The following is a 17032-nucleotide window of genomic DNA, read 5'->3' as shown; positions in this document are numbered from 1 at the left end:
GTTGACGTGTTTGAGCCCACGAAGGTGGCCCGCTCGGTCCTGGCCATGCAGCTGCGCTACGCCACCGTCACCGGGGTGGCCCGGGATGATCTGGCCGATGAGGGTGTGTGGCTCTATGCCGAGACGGTGCGGAAGATCCACGAGCTGAACCCGGGCACCGGCGTCGAACTTTTGATCCCTGACTTTTCCGGCAAGCCCGAGCACATCGAGGCGATCTGCGCTTCGAAGCCGGAGGTCTTCGCGCACAACGTCGAAACCGTGCCCCGGATCTTCAAGCGGATCCGGCCCGCGTTCCGGTACGAGAGGTCCCTGGATGTCATCACCCAGGGCCGGAACCTGGGCATGGTGACCAAGTCCAACCTGATCCTGGGCATGGGCGAGACCCGCGAGGAGATCTCCGAGGCGCTGCGGGACCTGCACGAGGCCGGCTGTGACCTGATCACCATCACCCAGTACCTGCGCCCGTCCGAGCGGCACCTGCCGGTGGACCGCTGGGTCAAGCCTCAGGAGTTCGTGGACCTCCAGGACGAAGCCAAGGAAATCGGCTTCCTCGGCGTCATGTCCGGACCCCTGGTCCGCTCCTCCTACCGGGCCGGCCGGCTCTGGGCCACCGCGATGCGCAAGAAGGGCTGGGAAATCCCCGCCCAGCTCGCCCACATCGAGTCCTCCGGCAGCACCCGCCAGGAAGCCAGCTCACTGCTGGCAGCCCACGCCAGCTGACCCTTCGATATCAGGAAAGGACCGAAGATGCTCCCTACAAGAATCGAAATCATCCCCTCAACCGGGATCGTTGACCAGGTCCGGGCGCGGGTTCCGCTGACCACCACGCTGACCATGACGTGCCTGCCGCACCACGGCGTCGAGCGGACCATGCGCACGTCGGTGGAGCTGAGCGACTTCGGCTACACCGTTATCCCGCACCTGGCCGCGCGCAGCATCCATGACCGGGCCGAACTGACCCGGATCATGCGGGACTGCGACGGCGCGGGCATCGGCGAGGTGTTTGTGATCGGCGGCGACCGGAAGCAGCCCGCCGGCCCGTACGGGTCCGCCCTGCCGCTGCTTGAAGACATCGCCCAGTACACCGGCGGCCGGATGCGCGCCGGCGTGGCAGGCTACCCGGAAGGCCACCCGACCGTGGCCGCCCTGGACCTGCTCGAGGCCCTGCAGGACAAGCAGCTCCTGGCCACCCACGTGGTCACCCAGATGTGCTTCGATGCGCCCAAAATCCTTGACTTCGCGGCGCTCCTGCGCCGTGAAGGCGTGAACCTGCCCGTCTGGGCGGGTGTGGCGGGGTCCGTCCCGCGGACCAAACTGCTGGCACTTGCCACGCAGATCGGCGTCGGAAGTTCCCTGAAGTTCCTCAGCAGCAAAGGAACGCTGGCGCGCAAGCTGCTTAGCGGCGACCGCTACTCACCCCACACCCTGGTGGCCGGGCTCGAAAGCCAGCCCGGCATCGCAGGGATCCACCTTTACAGCTTCAACAACCTCGATGCGGTCCCCAATGAAGCGGGCCACGCATCATCCCCAACGGCACTCCAGCCAGCATTGATTCGAGGAGCAGCACGTGAGCAGTAAGACCACCGTTTCCCCCCAAACTCCCCACCTGGCCGCGGCGAAGGCTTCACGGGAGTGACAACCGAACACGTTCTGACGGTCAACTGCGCCGAGTCCCCGGGGATCGTCCACGCGATCACGGGGTACCTGCTGGATCACGGCTGCGACATCATCGACACCAATCACTTCGGTGACCGCCAGGCACAGCAGTTCTTTATGCGGGTGCATTTCGCGGCCGGGAAGACGGCCTTCAGCACCGAGGACCTGCGCCGGGACTTCGAGCCGCTGGCCGCTGAGTGGGCCATGAACTGGCAGCTGGAACCGCACGGCCGCAAGCGCCGGGTCCTGGTGATGGTGTCCAAGTTCGGGCACTGCCTCAACGACCTGCTGTTCCGGGCCCGCACGGGTGATCTTCCGGTGGAAATCGTCGCCGTGGTCTCGAACCACACGGACCACGAAGAGCTGGTCAAGTGGCACAACATCCCGTTCTTCCACCTCCCGGTCACCCAGGAGACCAAGCCTGCGCAGGAAGCCCGCCTGCTGGAGCTGGTGGACGAGTTCGAGGTGGAACTGGTGGTCCTGGCCCGCTATATGCAGGTCCTCAGCGATGAGCTGTCGGCCCAGCTGACGGGCAAAACCATCAACATCCACCATTCGTTCCTGCCCAGCTTCAAGGGCGCCAAGCCGTACCACCAGGCCTACGACCGCGGCGTGAAGACCGTGGGCGCAACGGCGCACTACGTCAACGCCGAACTGGATGAGGGACCGATCATCGCTCAGCAGGTCATCGACGTGGACCACACGTACACGGCCGATGACCTGGTCCGCGTGGGCCGTGACGCTGAGAGCAAAGCGCTCAGCAACGCGGTCCGGTGGCACTGTGAAGGCCGGGTAATGCTCGACGGCGGGCGCACGGTCGTTCTGCGCTGACCGTCCGGCGCGTCCCACGGTGCAATGCCCGACGGTGCAGTGTCCCACGGTGCAATGCCCGACGGCGGGAGCCGGCTTAGGTGCGGTGCTGGAAGTGTGTGGCCGGTACGCCGCCCGGCAGGGCGCGCAGCATCCCTTCGGCGACGTCGCGGAGGGTCAGGTTCTGCTGGCTCGAGGCGGCGGTGAGGATCTGGGACGCCGCCTCGTAGGAGCACTGGTTCTGGCCCATGATCACGCCGCAGGCGGTGTTGATCGCGGTGCGGCTGGCCATGGCTGCGCGGAGATCCGCGGATTGGGCCAGGCCCGCCCGGACCTGCAGTGCCAGGGCCAGGCTTTTGGCCGCCACGTCGGAGAAAGCCAGCGCCTGGGCGGCCACAACCGGGGTGAACACGTTCGTTTCCGCCGTATACAACGTCAGTGCGGCCCGGTAGCCGCGTTCCAGCGGCAATGGCACGGCGAAGGCGGAACGGAAGCCGGCTGCCCTGAGAGTGGCCGGGTACTCATCCCAGCGCTTGTCCAGGGCGTGGGCATTGAGAATGATGGTCAGGCGGCCGCCCAGTGCCCGCGAGGTGGGGCCCCGTCCGGCGAGCTGGTCCCAGCGGGAAAGGCCGCCGGCGCCGTCGGTGGTTGCCGCAGTGGAAGGTGTTCCGTCGGGCCGCACGATGGTCACAGTGCTCTCCACCTCGGAACCTGCCATCTCGCTCACCGCGGGAGCCGCAATCCGGGCAAGGGTGCACGCCGATGCCGCTTCCGAGTGTCCCCGGATGTCCAGCAGGGCGCCTGAGACGCGCCAGTCCACCAGTTGATCGATCATCATGCCCCAGTCCTCATGTGTCGGTACGCCCTCATCATAAAAGGCCCGGCGGGCAAGGACACGAGTAGTGAGTACTCGCTTTTTTACAGCCAGGCCCGGACCAGGTTGCGTGTGCACACTGAGCCCGGCTGAACCTAAGGCTGAGCGCTGGACGGGGCTGACTACGCCTACTTGTCGAAGTAGGTGGTGGCTTCCTCGCCCGAGACCTTCCGGACGATCTCGTCGGCCACGTCCCGGAGCTTCTGGTTCCGGTGGCTGGAGACGTTCATCAGGATGGACATGGCCTCGGACTGGCTGCAGCGGTTCTGTGCCATGATTATTCCGCTGGCAAGGTTGATGGCGGTGCGGCTCATCATCGCCGCGCTGAGGTCATCCGCGGCGCTTTCGGCGGTTCCCACCCTGACGGCCAGGCGGACGGCGCTGCCGGCGACGGCGGCGAAGCTGGCTGCCTCAGTGATGGTGTCCTCTGTGAACACGCCGGTGGCCGGCGCGAAGAAGTTCAGGACTGCGGCGGCGTTTTGACCCAGTTCAAGGGGGACGCCCAGGGCGCTGTGGATGCCCTCCTCCATCAGGCGTTTCTGGTAGGTGGGCCAGCGCGTGTCAGTGCTGACATCGGCCAGCAGGACAGGGGTGGCCGCCTGCAACGCTGCGAGGCACGGCCCTTCGCCCACGGCCTGTTCGATGCGGTCCAGGTGGATGGCCCGCTCGGTGCTTCCGCCCACCGTTGCCGTCCGCCTGGCGAGCTTGAGGGTGACCCCGCATTCCACCGTGGCGCCGGCGCTGCGGCTCAGCGCGGATGCGGCGATGATGGACAGCCCGCCCAGGAAGTCGGCCACCGATCCCGTGCCGATAATCAGGTCCTGCAGCTCAAGGAGCAGTTCGTGTTCGGGCGAATTGGTCATGCCCAAATCTAGGCCGAACGCAGGGTGCTCACAAGTTGGCCATCAGCGCAGTGGCGGCGCTCGGTAAGGGGACGGGTGGGCAGCGGAACCTGCGACGTCCCGCCCAGGAACGCATCAGGGCGGCCCACCAGGCACCACGCTAGTCCCGCACCCGGATGATCTCCAGAGCGTCCGGGTCCAGCAGCTTCCGTGTGCCGGTCCTGGCGTCCATGATCCAGATCAGTTCCAGTGAACGCACGACGTCGGTCACCTGCCCTTTGTGGAACAGCTTGCCGTTGTGCCACGCCTCGATGTGGTCGCCGGGTTGGATTCTTAGTGCCTGAACCTGGTCAGTAATCATGCTGTGCCCCCTGCTGGTTGTCCCCGTCTGCCCAGCATGCGCCGCCCAGGTTGCGGGGGTGTTTCAACCGGATGATTTTTCCGTGTCGGCTCTCCGGTGGAGAATGCGTTCATGACCAATGACGAGATTCGGCCTGTCTACTTCCTTTCGGACAGCACCGGCATCACCGCGGAAACGCTCGGCAATACCTTGTTGACCCAGTTCCCCGCCAATAACTTTGACCGCATCACGGTCCCGTTCATTACCACCGTCGAACAAGCCAGGACCGTGGTGGGCACCATCGACGAACTGGTCGCTACCGGTCCGCGGCCCATCGTTTTTTCCACGGCCGTCAGCAGCGACATCCGGCAGGCCATTGCAAAGTGCCGGGGGATCATCGTGGATCTTATCGGGATGCATGTGGGACAGCTGGAGGAGGCCCTCGGGTCCCAGGCCAGCCATGAACCCGGCAGGGCCCACGGCCTGGGCAACGCGGAGCGGTATCAGTCCCGGATGGCCGCCGTCGAGTACGCCATGGAACACGACGATGGCCAGAGCCTGCGGGCGCTGGAGAAGGCGCAAGTCATCCTGGTGGCCCCGTCCCGCTGCGGCAAAACGCCCACCACCATGTACCTGGCGCTCCAACACGGCATCTTCGCCGCGAACTTCCCCCTGGTGGACGAGGATTTTCAGCGGGAAGGGCTGCCCAAGCCGCTGCGGCCATTTGTTGAGAAGTGTTTCGGGCTGTCCTCCAACCCCCTGCGGCTGAGCCAGATCCGCACCGAACGGCGCCGCGGCTCACCCTACGCGTCGCTGCGGCAGTGCGGCTTCGAGCTGCGCAGCGCCGAGCAGTTATACGTTTCCCACCGGATCCCGTACCTGAATTCGGCGACGGTCTCCGTGGAGGAAATGGCCGCCACCATCCTACAGCGCATGAACCTCAAGCATTAGGGAAAATTTTCACAAGCCCCATGTGGCGCACGTCATGTTGGAAGAGCGCTCTGAACCTGTCACTGTAGACAGGATTCGCGCCCACCAACCGGCTACAGCCGCGAGCGGGGCGGCGCCCCCGCATGCCATCATCTGCAAAGGATCAGCAACCATGACGACAGACATACTGTGGTTCTCAGAACTCGGACTCAAGGACCTGGACCGGGTAGGCGGCAAGAACGCCTCCCTCGGGGAGATGGTGCAGAACCTGACCTCCGCCGGCGTGCAGGTGCCGGACGGCTTCGCCACAACAGCCGACGCGTACCGCAGCTTCCTGGCTGACTCGGGCCTGGACCAGAAGATCGTGGACCGGCTGGTTGGCCTGGACACCGACGACGTGACGGCCCTCGCCGCGGCGGGCCAGGAAATCCGGACGCTGATGCGCGAGACGCCCTTCCGGCCGGACTTCGAGGCGCAGATCCGGAACTCCTACCAGCAGCTGGTGGACAAGCACGGGGGCTCCGAGGACCTGTCCTGGGCCGTCCGTTCCAGCGCGACCGCGGAAGACCTCCCGGATGCCTCCTTCGCCGGGCAGCAGGAAACCTTCCTGAACGTCCGCGGCATCGAGAACATCCTGATCGCCATCAAGGACGTGTTCGCGTCCCTCTACAACGACCGCGCCATCGCGTACCGCGTGCACCACAAGTTCGAACACGCCGAGGTGGCACTCTCCGCCGGCATCCAGCGGATGGTGCGCTCCGACGTCGGGGCCTCCGGCGTGATGTTCACCATGGACACCGAGTCCGGTTTCCAGGACGCCGTGTTCGTCACGTCCTCCTACGGCCTGGGCGAGGCCGTGGTCCAAGGCGCCGTGAACCCGGATGAGTTCTACGTCTACAAGCCTGCACTGCAGGCCGGCCGCCCCGCCATCCTCAAGCGCGGCCTGGGTGAGAAGGCCCTCCAGATGACCTACACGGAGAGCCGCGAGATCGGCCGCACCATCGACTTCGTGCCGGTGGAGGCCTCGCTGCGGAACCGCTTCAGCCTCAGCGACGACGACGTCGAGCAGCTCGCCCGGCACGCCGTCGCCATCGAAAACCACTACGGCCGCCCCATGGACATCGAATGGGGCAAGGACGGGATCGACGGCGGCCTGTACATCCTGCAGGCACGCCCGGAGACTGTGCAGTCCCGCAGGGCCGCCGGTAGCCTGAGCCGCTTCCGCCTGAACGCGACCGGCCGGGTACTGGCCGAGGGCCGCGCGATCGGACAGCGCATCGGTGCCGGCAGCGTCCGCATCCTCACCGCGATCGACCAGATGGCCGCCTTCAAGACCGGCGACGTCCTGGTCGCGGACATGACCGACCCGGACTGGGAACCGATCATGAAGCGGGCCTCCGCCATCGTCACCAACCGCGGCGGACGCACGTGCCACGCGGCCATCATCGCCCGCGAACTGGGGATTCCCGCCGTCGTCGGCACCGGAAGTGCCACGGATTCCCTCACCGACGGCCTCGAGGTGACCGTTTCCTGCGCCGACGGCGAGACCGGCACCATCTACGAAGGGCTCCTGGACTTCAGCATCGAGGAAACCGCCATCACCGAGCTGCCCGAGGCCCCGGTCAAGGTCATGATGAACGTGGGTACCCCGGAGCAGGCGTTCACATTCGCGCAGCTGCCCAACCACGGGGTGGGCCTGGCCCGGCTGGAATTCATCATCAACCGCCAGATCGGCATCCACCCCAAGGCGCTCCTGAACCTGGAGGACCAGCCGGCGGACGTGGCCGCGGAAATCCGGGAACGGATCTCCGCCTACGACAGCCCGCGCGAGTACTACATCAAGCGGCTGGCTGAAGGTGTGTCCACCATCGCGGCGGCCTTCGCGCCGGAGCCGGTGATTGTGCGCATGTCCGACTTCAAGTCCAACGAGTACGCCAACCTCATCGGCGGGCCGGCCTACGAGCCGCACGAAGAGAACCCGATGCTCGGCTTCCGCGGCGCCTCACGGTACCTGGAGCCGTCCTTCCGGGACTGCTTCGACCTGGAGTGCGAGGCCCTGTCCTTCGTCCGCAACGAGATGGGCCTGACCAACGTCAAGCTGATGATCCCGTTCGTGCGGACCCTGGACGAAGCCCGCGGTGTCATCGACCTGCTGGCGGAGAACGGCCTGGTCCGTGGCGAGAACGGCCTCGAGGTGATCATGATGTGCGAGATCCCGTCCAACGCGCTGCTGGCGGACGACTTCCTGGACTACTTCGACGGCTTCTCCATCGGCTCCAACGACATGACCCAGCTGGCCCTGGGCCTGGACCGGGATTCCGCGATCGTCTCGGGCGGCTTCGATGAACGCGATCCTGCCGTCAAGAAGCTCCTGAGCATGGCCATCAAGGCCTGCAAGGATCGCGGCAAGTATGTGGGCATCTGCGGCCAGGGTCCCAGCGACCACGCGGACTTCGCGGAGTGGCTGGTCGGGGAAGGCATCGATTCGGTCTCCCTGAACCCGGACACCGTGGTGGATACCTGGCTCCGGCTAGCCGGCACAGCAGTCACGAGCTGAACGTAAGCCGGACCTGGCGCTGCGCATATTCCTTGTCGACACCTAAATATCGGTGGCGCCAGGGAATATGCGCGTCAGGGTCGGGTATGCGCGTCGAAAACGGCAGAACGCGTAATCCCACCTCACCACATTGGACCCGGCGGCCCGGAGACCGTGGGTTTCTCGAACGTTTCCGCAGCAGCCTGGACGTGGAGGCGATACTGTTCCCACGGCTTCAGCCCTTTCCAGGTGAGCCCATCCGTGTAGACGCAGTGCCGGACGCGGACCAGGTTGCCGGCCTTCACACGCTTCGCAACCTCATTCGGGGTCAGCCCATGAAGGACGCGGTCGCCGGACAGGACAAACGGCGGAAGGTCTCTCATATAACCGACGTTGCCAGCTGCGCGCCCTCTGGGGGAGAGGCAGAAGCGGCTATGTGGAGAAGTGCTGGCGACGCGCTTGTTCGCTTTCGACCCACAGCTGCCCTGGCGCAGCCGGAATATGGACTGCGTAATGGAATATGGGCGTCGGTAGCGACGTTGCGCGTCGCACTGAACGTCAGCCCTGGTTGATGCGGATCATGTTCCCGGACGGGTCGCGGAAGGCGCAGTCGCGTGGGCCCCAGGGCTGGACGATGGGTTCCTGCAGGACCTCGGCGCCGGAGGCCCGGGCGGCCTCGAAGGCGGCGTCGAGATCGTCCGTGCTGAACACGAGCATGGGCATAACGCCCTGGTGACCTACTCCTGGATGGCGTCCCCGTCGGCCTGGGAGCGGCCGGCGTGCGGCGGGGACAGGACAATCTCAAGATCGGGTTGGGCAGCGCTGCCCAGGGTGACCCAGCGCTGGCCGTCCTACCCGGTCGCAGCTGATTGACAAGGGGCTGCTCTACACGCCGAACCACGGTTACGCGGCCTTCACCGTTCCGCATTTCGACCGGTTCATGCTCCGGGCCGTGCCGGAATTGAATGTGCCGGAGTTGCGCCAACGACGAGGCAGGCATACCGCCGGCTGACCCCTGAGGTGGGGCCGGACGGCCCGATGATTGACCTAGTCGGACCTAGTCGAAATCCGTCAGCCCCTGTTGATGCGGGCATGTTGCCGACGGGTCGCGGAACGCATTGCCGCGCGGGCGCCCGGGTTAGACGAGCACTTGGTGAGCAGCTCTTGGCGCTCGATATGGCAGCGGCTAGGCGAGGCTTCTTCAATCCTGCTCAGCTTGCGCGCGGGCCGGGTGTGCTGCCGGGCTATGCATGTGGGCATCGCTTTTACGGCGTGGTGTTCGCGGGCCCGGTAAGCGCTGGGCGTCATGCCGACGATCTCGGTGAACCGCGAGCTGAACGAACCCAGGGACGTTGAGCCCACCTCCATGCAGGCATCGGTCACATAGGGGCGGTCGATCAGGTCACGGGCCCGGCGCAAGTGGGCCAGGTTGGCCAGCTCCCGCGGGTTCATGGGGCAATTCCAGTAGTTTCATGCGGCAGCTTCACGGATCCAGTCTTCGGGACTCGGCAGGCCGAAGGTGCCGGGGCAGGTTGCAGGGACTATGCGCCGCCGAGCTCCGCCCGGGAATACCGGACCCCCGACCACCACTGAATAGCACATCCCAGCCGCGATCAACGGTTGGTGCGGGAGTTGTGGAAGGCGACGTCAATGAGGATTTCCGCTGCTGCGCGGGCTTGGCGGGCCGGTTCTGCGCTGGCGGAGATCGCCGCTGTTGTGATTGCCCCTTCCGCCAGTATGGCCAGCTGCGGAGCAAGCGCAGCGGGTGCTCCCGCCCCTGCGGCCAGCTGGGCCAGGTAGTCCTGGAAGTGCTTCTTCTGTTCCCTGACGATGTCGGTGATGCGTCCGGATGCCCCTCCGACCTCACCAAAGGAATTGATAAAGGCGCACCCGCGGAATCCCTCTGATGTGAACCAGCTGGCCAGAAAGTCGTAAACCGCCAGAAGCTGTTCGCGGGGATTCTGTGCTGCCTCGACCTGGGCGGTGACTCCGGTGGTCCAGATGTCCCTCCAGATGTGGAGGACGTCCTCCACGATGGCCTCCTTGGCCGGGAACAAACGGTACAGGCGCTTGAGCGAGACGCCGGATTCGGCCCGCAACTCATCCATCCCCACCGCTGTGAACCCGCGGGCATAAAAGAGTTGGCTCGCGGCCGCGAGCACGAGCTCTCTGGCCGCGTCATCATCCGGCTTACCGGGGGCAAGGGCCTTCCCGGCTGACTCGTGTGGGGACACAGAGAGTGTTTCTTCCTATTCGCTTGCATGGATAACGATCGTTCTCTAGTGTAAGGGGCAAGGCAGAGAACATGCGTTCTCCAACTTGCTGAATAACCCGTTTGGCGCCTCTTCGCAGGCTCTGGCCGGTGAAGGCCACGATGCGCACGGTGCGAGGTGGGATCTGTCTCGACTTGGCCGAAGGCCCGGTTGCAGTCCCCGGTGACGGCTGGCCTGATTGCAATACCTGCTGGACCAGGGCTGCCCGCTGGGGGCGGTCGCACCTGACGGCTGAAGGCACAATGAACAGTTTGAGCGAGCCACAACGTCCCTTGTCCCCTGAGACGGCCAGGGATGCCCTGGCGCAACTCCTTGTGCGCACAGCGCAGGGTGATCATCAGGCATTCAGCGATTTTTATGATCAAACGTCGGCGCGGGTGTTCGGCCTGGTCCGCCGCGTGCTCATCGATCGCGAGCTAAGCGAGGACGTAACCCAGGAAGTTTTCATCATGGTCTGGCAAAAGTCGTCGCAATACAGCCCCATCGCGGGAAGCCCCATGGCATGGCTCATGACGATCGCGCACCGCAGAGCGGTTGACAGAGTCCGTTCGCAACACCGCAGCAAAATCCGGGACAGGCGCTGGGCCGGCTACACCGAGAACACGGCTAATGAGGAAGTATCCGAGACGGTCATCAACAAGATGGACGCCCAAACCCTTCACCAGTCCCTGGGTTGCCTGTCCCCGCTCCAGCGCGAGGCCATCGTCCTGGCCTACCTTGGGTGCCTGACCTACCGCGAGGTCGCCGAACAGCTCTCCACACCGCTGCCCACCATCAAGTCCCGCATCAAAGACGGCCTGACGCGGCTCCGAACGGAACTCGAACCGGCGTAGCCTGGCCCGGCAGGTCTTGCGCCCGGACCGCAGAGATGGCGTACCGGGCAGTCCGTGGCGCCGTCGGCGGCGAATAATCTGCGCGGGGTAGTTTCCTGACGTTCGCCACCGGGCGTGCGCGGAGGAACAACAACACGCCCGTCGAGGAGATTCCCATGAGAACCATCAATCGTGTTCTGGCCGTAGCGGTAGCCGTGTCGCTCGCCGGCATCACCGGATGCGGCGTGCAGAGCGGGAACCCGGCACCACCGGCCGGCAGCAGTACCTCCGCCCCGTCCCCTGATGCGCCGGCACAGTCCGGTGACGCCGTCATCACCATCAGGGACTTCGCCTACGAAGTTCCGGCATCCGTAAAACCGGGAGCGACGGTCACGGTAACGAACGCGGACAGCGCCCCGCATACCCTCACGGCCAAAGACAACGGCGGTTTCGACGTCGAGGTCCCGGCGGGCGCGACGGTGATCTTTCAGGCACCGGCTGTTCCCGGTGAGTACGGGATCATTTGTACTTTTCATCCGCAAATGACCGGGACGCTGGTTGTGAAATGAACCGGCCGGAACTAAGCCCCGCCGCACGGAAGAACACCGTTTGGGTGCTGCGTGGCTGTGTCGCGGCGGCCCTGGTTATCAGTGCCGTGGTCCATGTCCAGCTCGCCCCGGGCTACCAGCAGGCCGCGCCCGGAGGCCTGGGGCAAGGCACCCTGTTCCTGGTCCAGGCGGGAGCCTCAGTGGCGGCCGCGGCGTTTGTGCTGCTCAAGGGTTCACCGGCCGCCTTCGCGGCCGCCGCAGTGGTGGGGTTCTCATCCCTGGCCGCGGTCATCCTCTACCGGTACGTCCAGGTCCCTGCTCTCGGGCCTCTGCCTGCCATGTATGAACCCGTCTGGTACGCGGCCAAGGTCCTCGCTGCGGTGGCCGAAGCAGTTGCGGGCGGGCTGGCTGTGGCCGGCTACGCCCTACACCGGACGCGGCGGCCGGGATCGCCGCCAGCTGCCCAGGGCCGCCGTAGGGCTGCAGCTGCCTGATCCAAGACGGGTCCCCCGCCCTGAGCAAGGCCAGCCGCCCCCTGCCGGGCCGTGCGGAACCAAACACTGGTGTGTCCGGGTTCACATCCGTTCCCATCCTTTTCCGCTGCGGCTCCGAAGTACCCGTGCCCCCTTCTTCGGGGGGTGCCAACATCACATGCGCGTGTATGAGGAGATCTTTCAATGAATAAGACACTTCGCTTTATGGCTGTCCCCACCCTGGCTTTGGCCGCCCTGGCCCTTTCCAGTTCCCCCGCGATGGCAGCGGATCAGTCCTACCAGTCGACTCTGGGCCAGATTAACGGCAGCGCGGGTTCGGGCACCGTCACTGTTGACGTCACCGGCAACCAGGCCCACGTTGTCCTGAACGTTTCGGGCCTGGCCTCGACGTTTATGGATGCACCGTACCCGCACGTCCAGCACATTCATGGCGGAGCCCAGGGAACGTGTCCGGCACCGTCGGCGGATAAGGACGGCGACGCGGTGGTTTCGACCACCGAAGGTGCCCCGTTCTATGGCGGTATCGTCACCACTCTCTCCACCAGCGGGGACACCAGCCCGGCTGCGGGCTTGGATCTTAAGGTCGCCGGGCAGGGCGCCTCCTACACCGTTGACCGCACGTTTGAGCTGAACGCCGAGACCAAGGCNGCCCTGGCTGCCGGTACGGCCGTTGTTGTGGTCCACGGCCTTGACCCCGCCGCGCTCAGCGCGGCCGGCCAGGCCGCCAAGTCAGACCTGGCACCGACCCTGCCGCTGGCCGCGACGTCCCCTGCCCTGTGCGGGACCTTGACGGCCGGGCAGATGAAGATGCCCGCCGGCGGNGCTGACACCGGCGTCGCCCAGGAGACAGGGAACGACGCCGGAGCCCTCGCCCTCGGCGGTGGCCTGGTCCTGGTCGCTCTCGCCGGTGGAGCCTACGCAGTGCGCCGCCGCAACGCCAACGCAGCAGCCTAAGCCCAGGCTGAGCGGATCAATACTGTGAGAACCGCGGACCACGGCCGCCGCGGGGGCTTCCTGGCCCCCGCGGCGGCCGGGGTTCTGCTCCTGCTGGCCCTGGCCGGCTGCGCCGCCGGAACATCGGGAACTCCCGACGCCGGCGCCCTGCCTTCCGCCGCCGCCTCTGCCTCGTCTTCGGTGCCGGCCAGCCCGCCGCCGGCCCCGTCCCCACCCGCCGCGCCGTCGGCGGCTGCCCCGGCGACGGCCGGCCAACAGCTTCCGGTGTTGGGTGCTTCAGCTCCGGTCACCCTGAGCATTCCGGCGATCGGGGTCCGGACCGACCTGCTCCACCTGGGCCTGCGGGAGAACGGCTCCCTGGAAGTCCCGCAGGACACCGGCAACGGCGCACCAGCGAGCTGGTACAACGGCTCACCAACGCCCGGGGAACGCGGGCCCTCCGTGATGCTGGGCCACGTCAACGCGCTCGGCGGCAACCAGGGTGTTTTCGCGGACCTCCGCAAACTCACACCCGGTACCGAGATCAACGTCTCCCGAACCGACGGCAGCACCGCCGTGTTCACCGTTGACCGCGGAGCCCTCTATAGCAAAAACGGGTTCCCCACCCTCGAGGTCTACGGCAACACCCCCGGAGCCGAACTCCGGCTGATCACCTGCGACGGCTACGACCCCGCCACCGGGCTCTTCGACGACAACTACGTCATCTACGCCAAACTCAAAGCCTGAAACAGACCTTGATTGATCCTGCAGCCGACGAAAGGTTTGACCATGAAGGCAACCAGCAGCACGCGTAAGTTTCTCGGACTGGCAGCGGCAGCAGTTACGCTGCTGGCTTTGGCCGGTTGTGGAACCCCCGGCATGTCCGGGTCCGGCACGACTGCGGCACCGACAATGACGGAACGATCAGCCTCAGCGGTGCCCACCGCCCAAGCCGCCGCCCCCTCCAACTCCAGTCCCGGATCTTCGCCGGCCGCAGCCGCAGCAAAAATCCTGATCAAGGGCTTCAAATACCAGGGATCCGAAACCGTAAGCCCCGGAGCGACGATCAGCGTCGTCAACGAAGACATAGAAGCGCATACCATCACCGCTGACACGGGCGCGGCATTCGACACCGCCATCAAAGTCGGCGCCGGCAGCTTCACCGCCCCGGCCGAGCCTGGAACCTACCCGTACCACTGCATCTTCCACGGCAACATGAAAGGCACTCTCACCGTGAAATGACACGTCCGCACAACCCGAGGGATTCTGGCCGTCGCGGGCACCCCAGCGCCGGTCCCAGGCGGCCGCATTACGCCAGCGACTGTGGAAATACGGCACACTTTGGTTTCTTAATTCACCAAGGCCCGGTGTACTGTTTTCGAGTTAGGTTCCCCTAATCTCCCCGAAGACGCCCTATGGACCACACGCTATGAGCACCCAACTTGACCTTCAACGCCTGCACTTTGCCGCCAACCTTGCGGACAACGGTGACAGGACTGCCGTTGCCACCAGCAGTGGTGTCCTGACGTACCGGGAACTGGCTGACCGTGTTGGGGAGCTTGGCCGGCGCCTCGGGACCGAACGCCGGCTGGTGGCCCTAACGGCCGGTAACGACGTCGACTCGCTGGTGGGGTATTTGGCGGCCATGGCTGCCGGTCATCCGCTGATCCTCCTGCCCGCGGACAAGCCTGCTGCCCTGGAGTCCCTCGTCGCGGCCTATGATCCGGACGTTGTCCTTCGTTCCGCGAACGGCCAGATGGTCCTGGAGGAGCGCAGACCTGGCACCGGACACACTCTGCACCCGGACCTGGCGCTTCTGCTGAGCACCTCAGGGTCCACCGGCTCACCGAAGCTCGTGCGGCTGTCCTATCAAAACCTGCACGCCAACGCGGAATCCATCGCGGAATACCTCGGCATCACCGGAGATGACCGGGCAATGACCACGCTGCCCATGTCCTACTGTTATGGACTGTCAGTGATCAACAGCCACCTGTTGCGTGGCGCCAGCCTGGTCCTGACGGATCTGTCCGTGGTGGACCCCTGCTTCTGGGATTTGTTCCGCCGCGAGGGGGCCACGTCATTCGCGGCCGTTCCCTATACTTTCGATCTGCTCGAACGGGTGGGCTTCGCGGCAATGAATCTGCCCACGCTCAGGTATGTCACGCAGGCCGGCGGCAGGCTCGGCCCTGACCTGGTCCGGCGATACGCCGAACTGGGTGCACGGAGCGGCTGGGACCTCGTTGTGATGTACGGCCAGACGGAGGCCACCGCGCGCATGGCGTACCTCCCGCCGCGGCTGGCAGGCGCGTCGCCCGGCGCCATCGGAATCCCGGTCCCGGGCGGGGCCTTCCGGATCGACCCGGTCCCTGGACTGGAGGATGGGGAGCTGGTCTATTCCGGGCCCAACGTGATGCTGGGATACGCCGGGACGCCGGAGGACCTGGGCCTCGGGCGGACGGTGGATGAACTCCGCACCGGGGACCTGGCCCGCCTGAACGCGGACGGATTGTACGAGGTGGTCGGAAGGCGCAGCCGGTTCGTCAAGATCGTGGGTCTTCGCGTCGACCTTGGACAGGTGGAACGGATCCTTGCCGATCTTGGCATTCAGGCTGCGAGTGCCGGCACTGACCTGGGGCTCGTGGTCGCCGTCGAAGGTGAACACGACCCGGCGCTGGTGGGTAAACTCCTCGCCCAGGGCATCGGCCTGCCGCGCGCTGCCCTGGAAGTCCACGCGGTGCAGGAACTCCCGCGGCTGGCGTCCGGCAAGCCGGACTACCCTGCCGTCCTGGCGCTCTCCCAACAGGGCGGCCCCGCAGTTCGGGACCCGGCATCCAGCACGAACTCCGGAGCGGGCCCGAGGGACAGTGTGGTGCGCATTTTTGAGGACACGCTGGAGCTGGAAGACATTTCCGACGGCGACACGTTCGTTTCGCTCGGCGGGGACTCCCTGTCGTATGTGGCAGCGTCGGTGCGGCTCGAGCAGGCATTGGGACACTTGCCAACGGACTGGCACATCACCCCGGTGGGAGTGCTGGGGGCCCGCCTTGAGCAGCCACGGACGCGGAAGCGGCGCCGCGTGTTCGCCCGGCTTGAAACCAGCATCGTGTTGCGGGCGGCCGCGATTTTCCTGATTGTCAGTACCCATATCGGATTCCTGCACTGGCAGGGTGCCGCCCACGTGCTGATGGCCGTGGCGGGGTTCAACTTTGCCCGGTTCCAGCTTGCCGGGGAGCGTGTGCCCCGCCTGCGAAAACAGGCAGCCAGCCTGGCCAGGATCATCATCCCCAGCGTGGCCTTCATCGGCTTCGCCTACCTTGTCACGGACAAGTACAGCCTCGCGAATATCGTCCTGCTCAACGCGATTATCGGACCCGAGGAGGTGACCACGCAGTGGCATTTCTGGTTCGTCGAAGTGCTCGTCTACCTGCTGGTCAGCATGACGGCATTACTCGCCCTGCCCTGGGTCAGCCGGGCCGAAAAGCGCCTTCCTTTCCTCTTTCCGCTTGCACTGCTCGCCGCCGGACTGCTCACCCGGTATGAGCTTTTTGAGCCGGGAATTCCGCACACCACGCCGGCGCTTTGGCTCTTCGCTTTGGGATGGGCGGTTGCCCGGGCCCGCCACGTCCTTCAGCGATGCGGCCTGAGCCTCGTGGCCGCTGTGACCATCCCGGGATTTTTCGACAACCCTTACCGTGAACTGACGGTCATTGCCGGGATCCTCCTGCTCCTGTGGCTGCCCAGCATTCCCGTCCCGGCAGGGCTGCGGCGCCTCACGGTTCTGCTGGCCGGCGCGTCCCTGCACATCTACCTGGTGCATTGGCTGGTCTACCCCCTGGTGGTTGAGCTCAGCCCCGCCCTCGCCGTGGTGGCCTCACTGGCCGCAGGCTCGGCGTACTGGGCACTCTGCAACCATGCGCCGGCAGTCATCGGCCGCGCTGGAAGGTGGGTCGTGTCCGCCCGGTGACGCGCAGACGGCCCGGCGAC

At 65.7% G+C, this 17032-nt stretch carries 17 protein-coding genes and 2 pseudogenes; 12 read left to right on the top strand and 7 right to left on the bottom strand.

Going from position 1 to position 17032, the window contains the following annotated elements:
• From DAD99_RS04945 to purU, 3 genes are all read left to right on the top strand, one after another.
• The coding region (locus tag DAD99_RS04945; protein ID WP_193340601.1) for a lipoyl synthase at positions 1–720 on the top strand (720 nt) is incomplete at its 5' end.
• Between the two features lie 27 nt (positions 721–747).
• Entirely contained in the window at positions 748–1578 is an 831-nt protein-coding gene (locus tag DAD99_RS04940; RefSeq protein ID WP_193340600.1) for a methylenetetrahydrofolate reductase, read from the top strand.
• 54 nt (positions 1579–1632) lie between these two features.
• Positions 1633–2487 (top strand): formyltetrahydrofolate deformylase, encoded by an 855-nt coding sequence (gene purU, locus DAD99_RS04935; protein WP_193340599.1) that lies wholly within the window; start codon positions 1633–1635, stop codon positions 2485–2487.
• 76 nt (positions 2488–2563) lie between these two features.
• On the opposite strand, the gene DAD99_RS04930 is transcribed toward purU, so the two are convergent.
• The 3 genes from DAD99_RS04930 to DAD99_RS04920 all read right to left on the bottom strand — a co-directional run bounded on the left by DAD99_RS04930 (position 2564) and on the right by DAD99_RS04920 (position 4543).
• The gene (locus DAD99_RS04930; protein ID WP_193340598.1) at positions 2564–3304 is read right to left on the bottom strand and encodes an ANTAR domain-containing protein; all 741 of its coding nucleotides are present in this window, start codon (positions 3302–3304) and stop codon (positions 2564–2566) included.
• A gap of 164 nt (positions 3305–3468) precedes the next feature.
• The gene (locus tag DAD99_RS04925) at positions 3469–4203 is read right to left on the bottom strand and encodes a GAF and ANTAR domain-containing protein (RefSeq protein WP_193340597.1); all 735 of its coding nucleotides are present in this window, start codon (positions 4201–4203) and stop codon (positions 3469–3471) included.
• Between the two features lie 139 nt (positions 4204–4342).
• A complete protein-coding gene (locus DAD99_RS04920) occupies positions 4343–4543 on the bottom strand; it encodes a hypothetical protein (protein WP_193340596.1) in 201 nt (66 codons plus the stop codon).
• A gap of 111 nt (positions 4544–4654) precedes the next feature.
• Between DAD99_RS04920 and DAD99_RS04915 the strand changes: the two genes are divergently transcribed.
• A complete protein-coding gene (locus tag DAD99_RS04915) occupies positions 4655–5473 on the top strand; it encodes a pyruvate, water dikinase regulatory protein (RefSeq protein ID WP_193340595.1) in 819 nt (272 codons plus the stop codon).
• A gap of 151 nt (positions 5474–5624) precedes the next feature.
• Positions 5625–8009 carry a phosphoenolpyruvate synthase gene (ppsA, locus tag DAD99_RS04910; RefSeq protein ID WP_193340594.1) on the top strand — a complete coding sequence of 795 codons (2385 nt, stop codon included), beginning with the start codon at positions 5625–5627 and terminating at the stop codon, positions 8007–8009.
• A gap of 122 nt (positions 8010–8131) precedes the next feature.
• On the opposite strand, the gene DAD99_RS04905 is transcribed toward ppsA, so the two are convergent.
• The 4 genes and pseudogenes from DAD99_RS04905 to DAD99_RS04890 all read right to left on the bottom strand — a co-directional run bounded on the left by DAD99_RS04905 (position 8132) and on the right by DAD99_RS04890 (position 10222).
• Positions 8132–8371: a hypothetical protein gene (locus tag DAD99_RS04905; RefSeq protein ID WP_193340593.1), complete on the bottom strand. Its 240-nt coding sequence runs from the start codon at positions 8369–8371 to the stop codon at positions 8132–8134.
• Positions 8372–8546: 175 nt separating this feature from the next.
• Positions 8547–8839 (bottom strand): annotated as a pseudogene (locus tag DAD99_RS04900) (VOC family protein); the annotation flags it as partial.
• A gap of 343 nt (positions 8840–9182) precedes the next feature.
• A pseudogene (locus tag DAD99_RS04895) lies at positions 9183–9440 on the bottom strand (helix-turn-helix domain-containing protein); the annotation flags it as partial.
• Between the two features lie 161 nt (positions 9441–9601).
• Positions 9602–10222, bottom strand: coding sequence for a TetR/AcrR family transcriptional regulator (locus tag DAD99_RS04890; RefSeq protein WP_193340591.1), 621 nt, complete (start codon positions 10220–10222; stop codon positions 9602–9604).
• Positions 10223–10512: 290 nt separating this feature from the next.
• On the opposite strand from DAD99_RS04890, the gene sigK reads away from it, so the two are divergent.
• The 7 genes from sigK (at position 10513) to DAD99_RS04855 (ending at position 17012) form a co-directional block, all read left to right on the top strand.
• A complete protein-coding gene (sigK, locus tag DAD99_RS04885) occupies positions 10513–11094 on the top strand; it encodes an ECF RNA polymerase sigma factor SigK (RefSeq protein ID WP_193340590.1) in 582 nt (193 codons plus the stop codon).
• A gap of 155 nt (positions 11095–11249) precedes the next feature.
• The gene (locus DAD99_RS04880) at positions 11250–11642 is read left to right on the top strand and encodes a cupredoxin domain-containing protein (RefSeq protein ID WP_193340589.1); all 393 of its coding nucleotides are present in this window, start codon (positions 11250–11252) and stop codon (positions 11640–11642) included.
• Positions 11639–12115: a hypothetical protein gene (locus DAD99_RS04875; protein WP_193340588.1), complete on the top strand. Its 477-nt coding sequence runs from the start codon at positions 11639–11641 to the stop codon at positions 12113–12115. The genes DAD99_RS04880 and DAD99_RS04875 overlap by 4 nt, the downstream gene beginning before the upstream one ends.
• Before the next feature lie 183 nt (positions 12116–12298).
• Positions 12299–13069 carry a hypothetical protein gene (locus DAD99_RS04870; RefSeq protein ID WP_193340587.1) on the top strand — a complete coding sequence of 257 codons (771 nt, stop codon included), beginning with the start codon at positions 12299–12301 and terminating at the stop codon, positions 13067–13069.
• A gap of 24 nt (positions 13070–13093) precedes the next feature.
• Positions 13094–13795 carry a sortase domain-bontaining protein gene (locus tag DAD99_RS04865; protein WP_193340586.1) on the top strand — a complete coding sequence of 234 codons (702 nt, stop codon included), beginning with the start codon at positions 13094–13096 and terminating at the stop codon, positions 13793–13795.
• A gap of 42 nt (positions 13796–13837) precedes the next feature.
• Entirely contained in the window at positions 13838–14290 is a 453-nt protein-coding gene (locus DAD99_RS04860) for a cupredoxin domain-containing protein (RefSeq protein ID WP_193340585.1), read from the top strand.
• Positions 14291–14477: 187 nt separating this feature from the next.
• On the top strand, positions 14478–17012 hold the full coding sequence (locus DAD99_RS04855; RefSeq protein ID WP_193340584.1) for an AMP-binding protein: 2535 nt from the start codon (positions 14478–14480) through the stop codon (positions 17010–17012).
• Positions 17013–17032: the final 20 nt, after the last annotated feature.

This window comes from Pseudarthrobacter sp. AB1, assembly GCF_014926485.1.
In the GTDB taxonomy this organism is placed as follows: domain Bacteria; phylum Actinomycetota; class Actinomycetes; order Actinomycetales; family Micrococcaceae; genus Arthrobacter.
Note: the sequence above shows the minus strand (reverse complement) of the source record. Positions and strands in the feature narration are given on the sequence as shown.

Coding starts and splice junctions, on each gene's coding strand:
- DAD99_RS04880 (WP_193340589.1), top strand. CDS start 11,250: ATGAGAACCATCAATCGTGTTCTGGCCGTAGCGGTAGCCGTGTCGCTC.
- DAD99_RS04875 (WP_193340588.1), top strand. CDS start 11,639: ATGAACCGGCCGGAACTAAGCCCCGCCGCACGGAAGAACACCGTTTGG.
- DAD99_RS04930 (WP_193340598.1), bottom strand. CDS start 3,304: ATGATGATCGATCAACTGGTGGACTGGCGCGTCTCAGGCGCCCTGCTG.
- DAD99_RS04940 (WP_193340600.1), top strand. CDS start 748: ATGCTCCCTACAAGAATCGAAATCATCCCCTCAACCGGGATCGTTGAC.
- ppsA (WP_193340594.1), top strand. CDS start 5,625: ATGACGACAGACATACTGTGGTTCTCAGAACTCGGACTCAAGGACCTG.
- DAD99_RS04860 (WP_193340585.1), top strand. CDS start 13,838: ATGAAGGCAACCAGCAGCACGCGTAAGTTTCTCGGACTGGCAGCGGCA.
- DAD99_RS04915 (WP_193340595.1), top strand. CDS start 4,655: ATGACCAATGACGAGATTCGGCCTGTCTACTTCCTTTCGGACAGCACC.
- DAD99_RS04920 (WP_193340596.1), bottom strand. CDS start 4,543: ATGATTACTGACCAGGTTCAGGCACTAAGAATCCAACCCGGCGACCAC.
- DAD99_RS04855 (WP_193340584.1), top strand. CDS start 14,478: ATGAGCACCCAACTTGACCTTCAACGCCTGCACTTTGCCGCCAACCTT.
- DAD99_RS04905 (WP_193340593.1), bottom strand. CDS start 8,371: ATGAGAGACCTTCCGCCGTTTGTCCTGTCCGGCGACCGCGTCCTTCAT.
- DAD99_RS04925 (WP_193340597.1), bottom strand. CDS start 4,203: ATGACCAATTCGCCCGAACACGAACTGCTCCTTGAGCTGCAGGACCTG.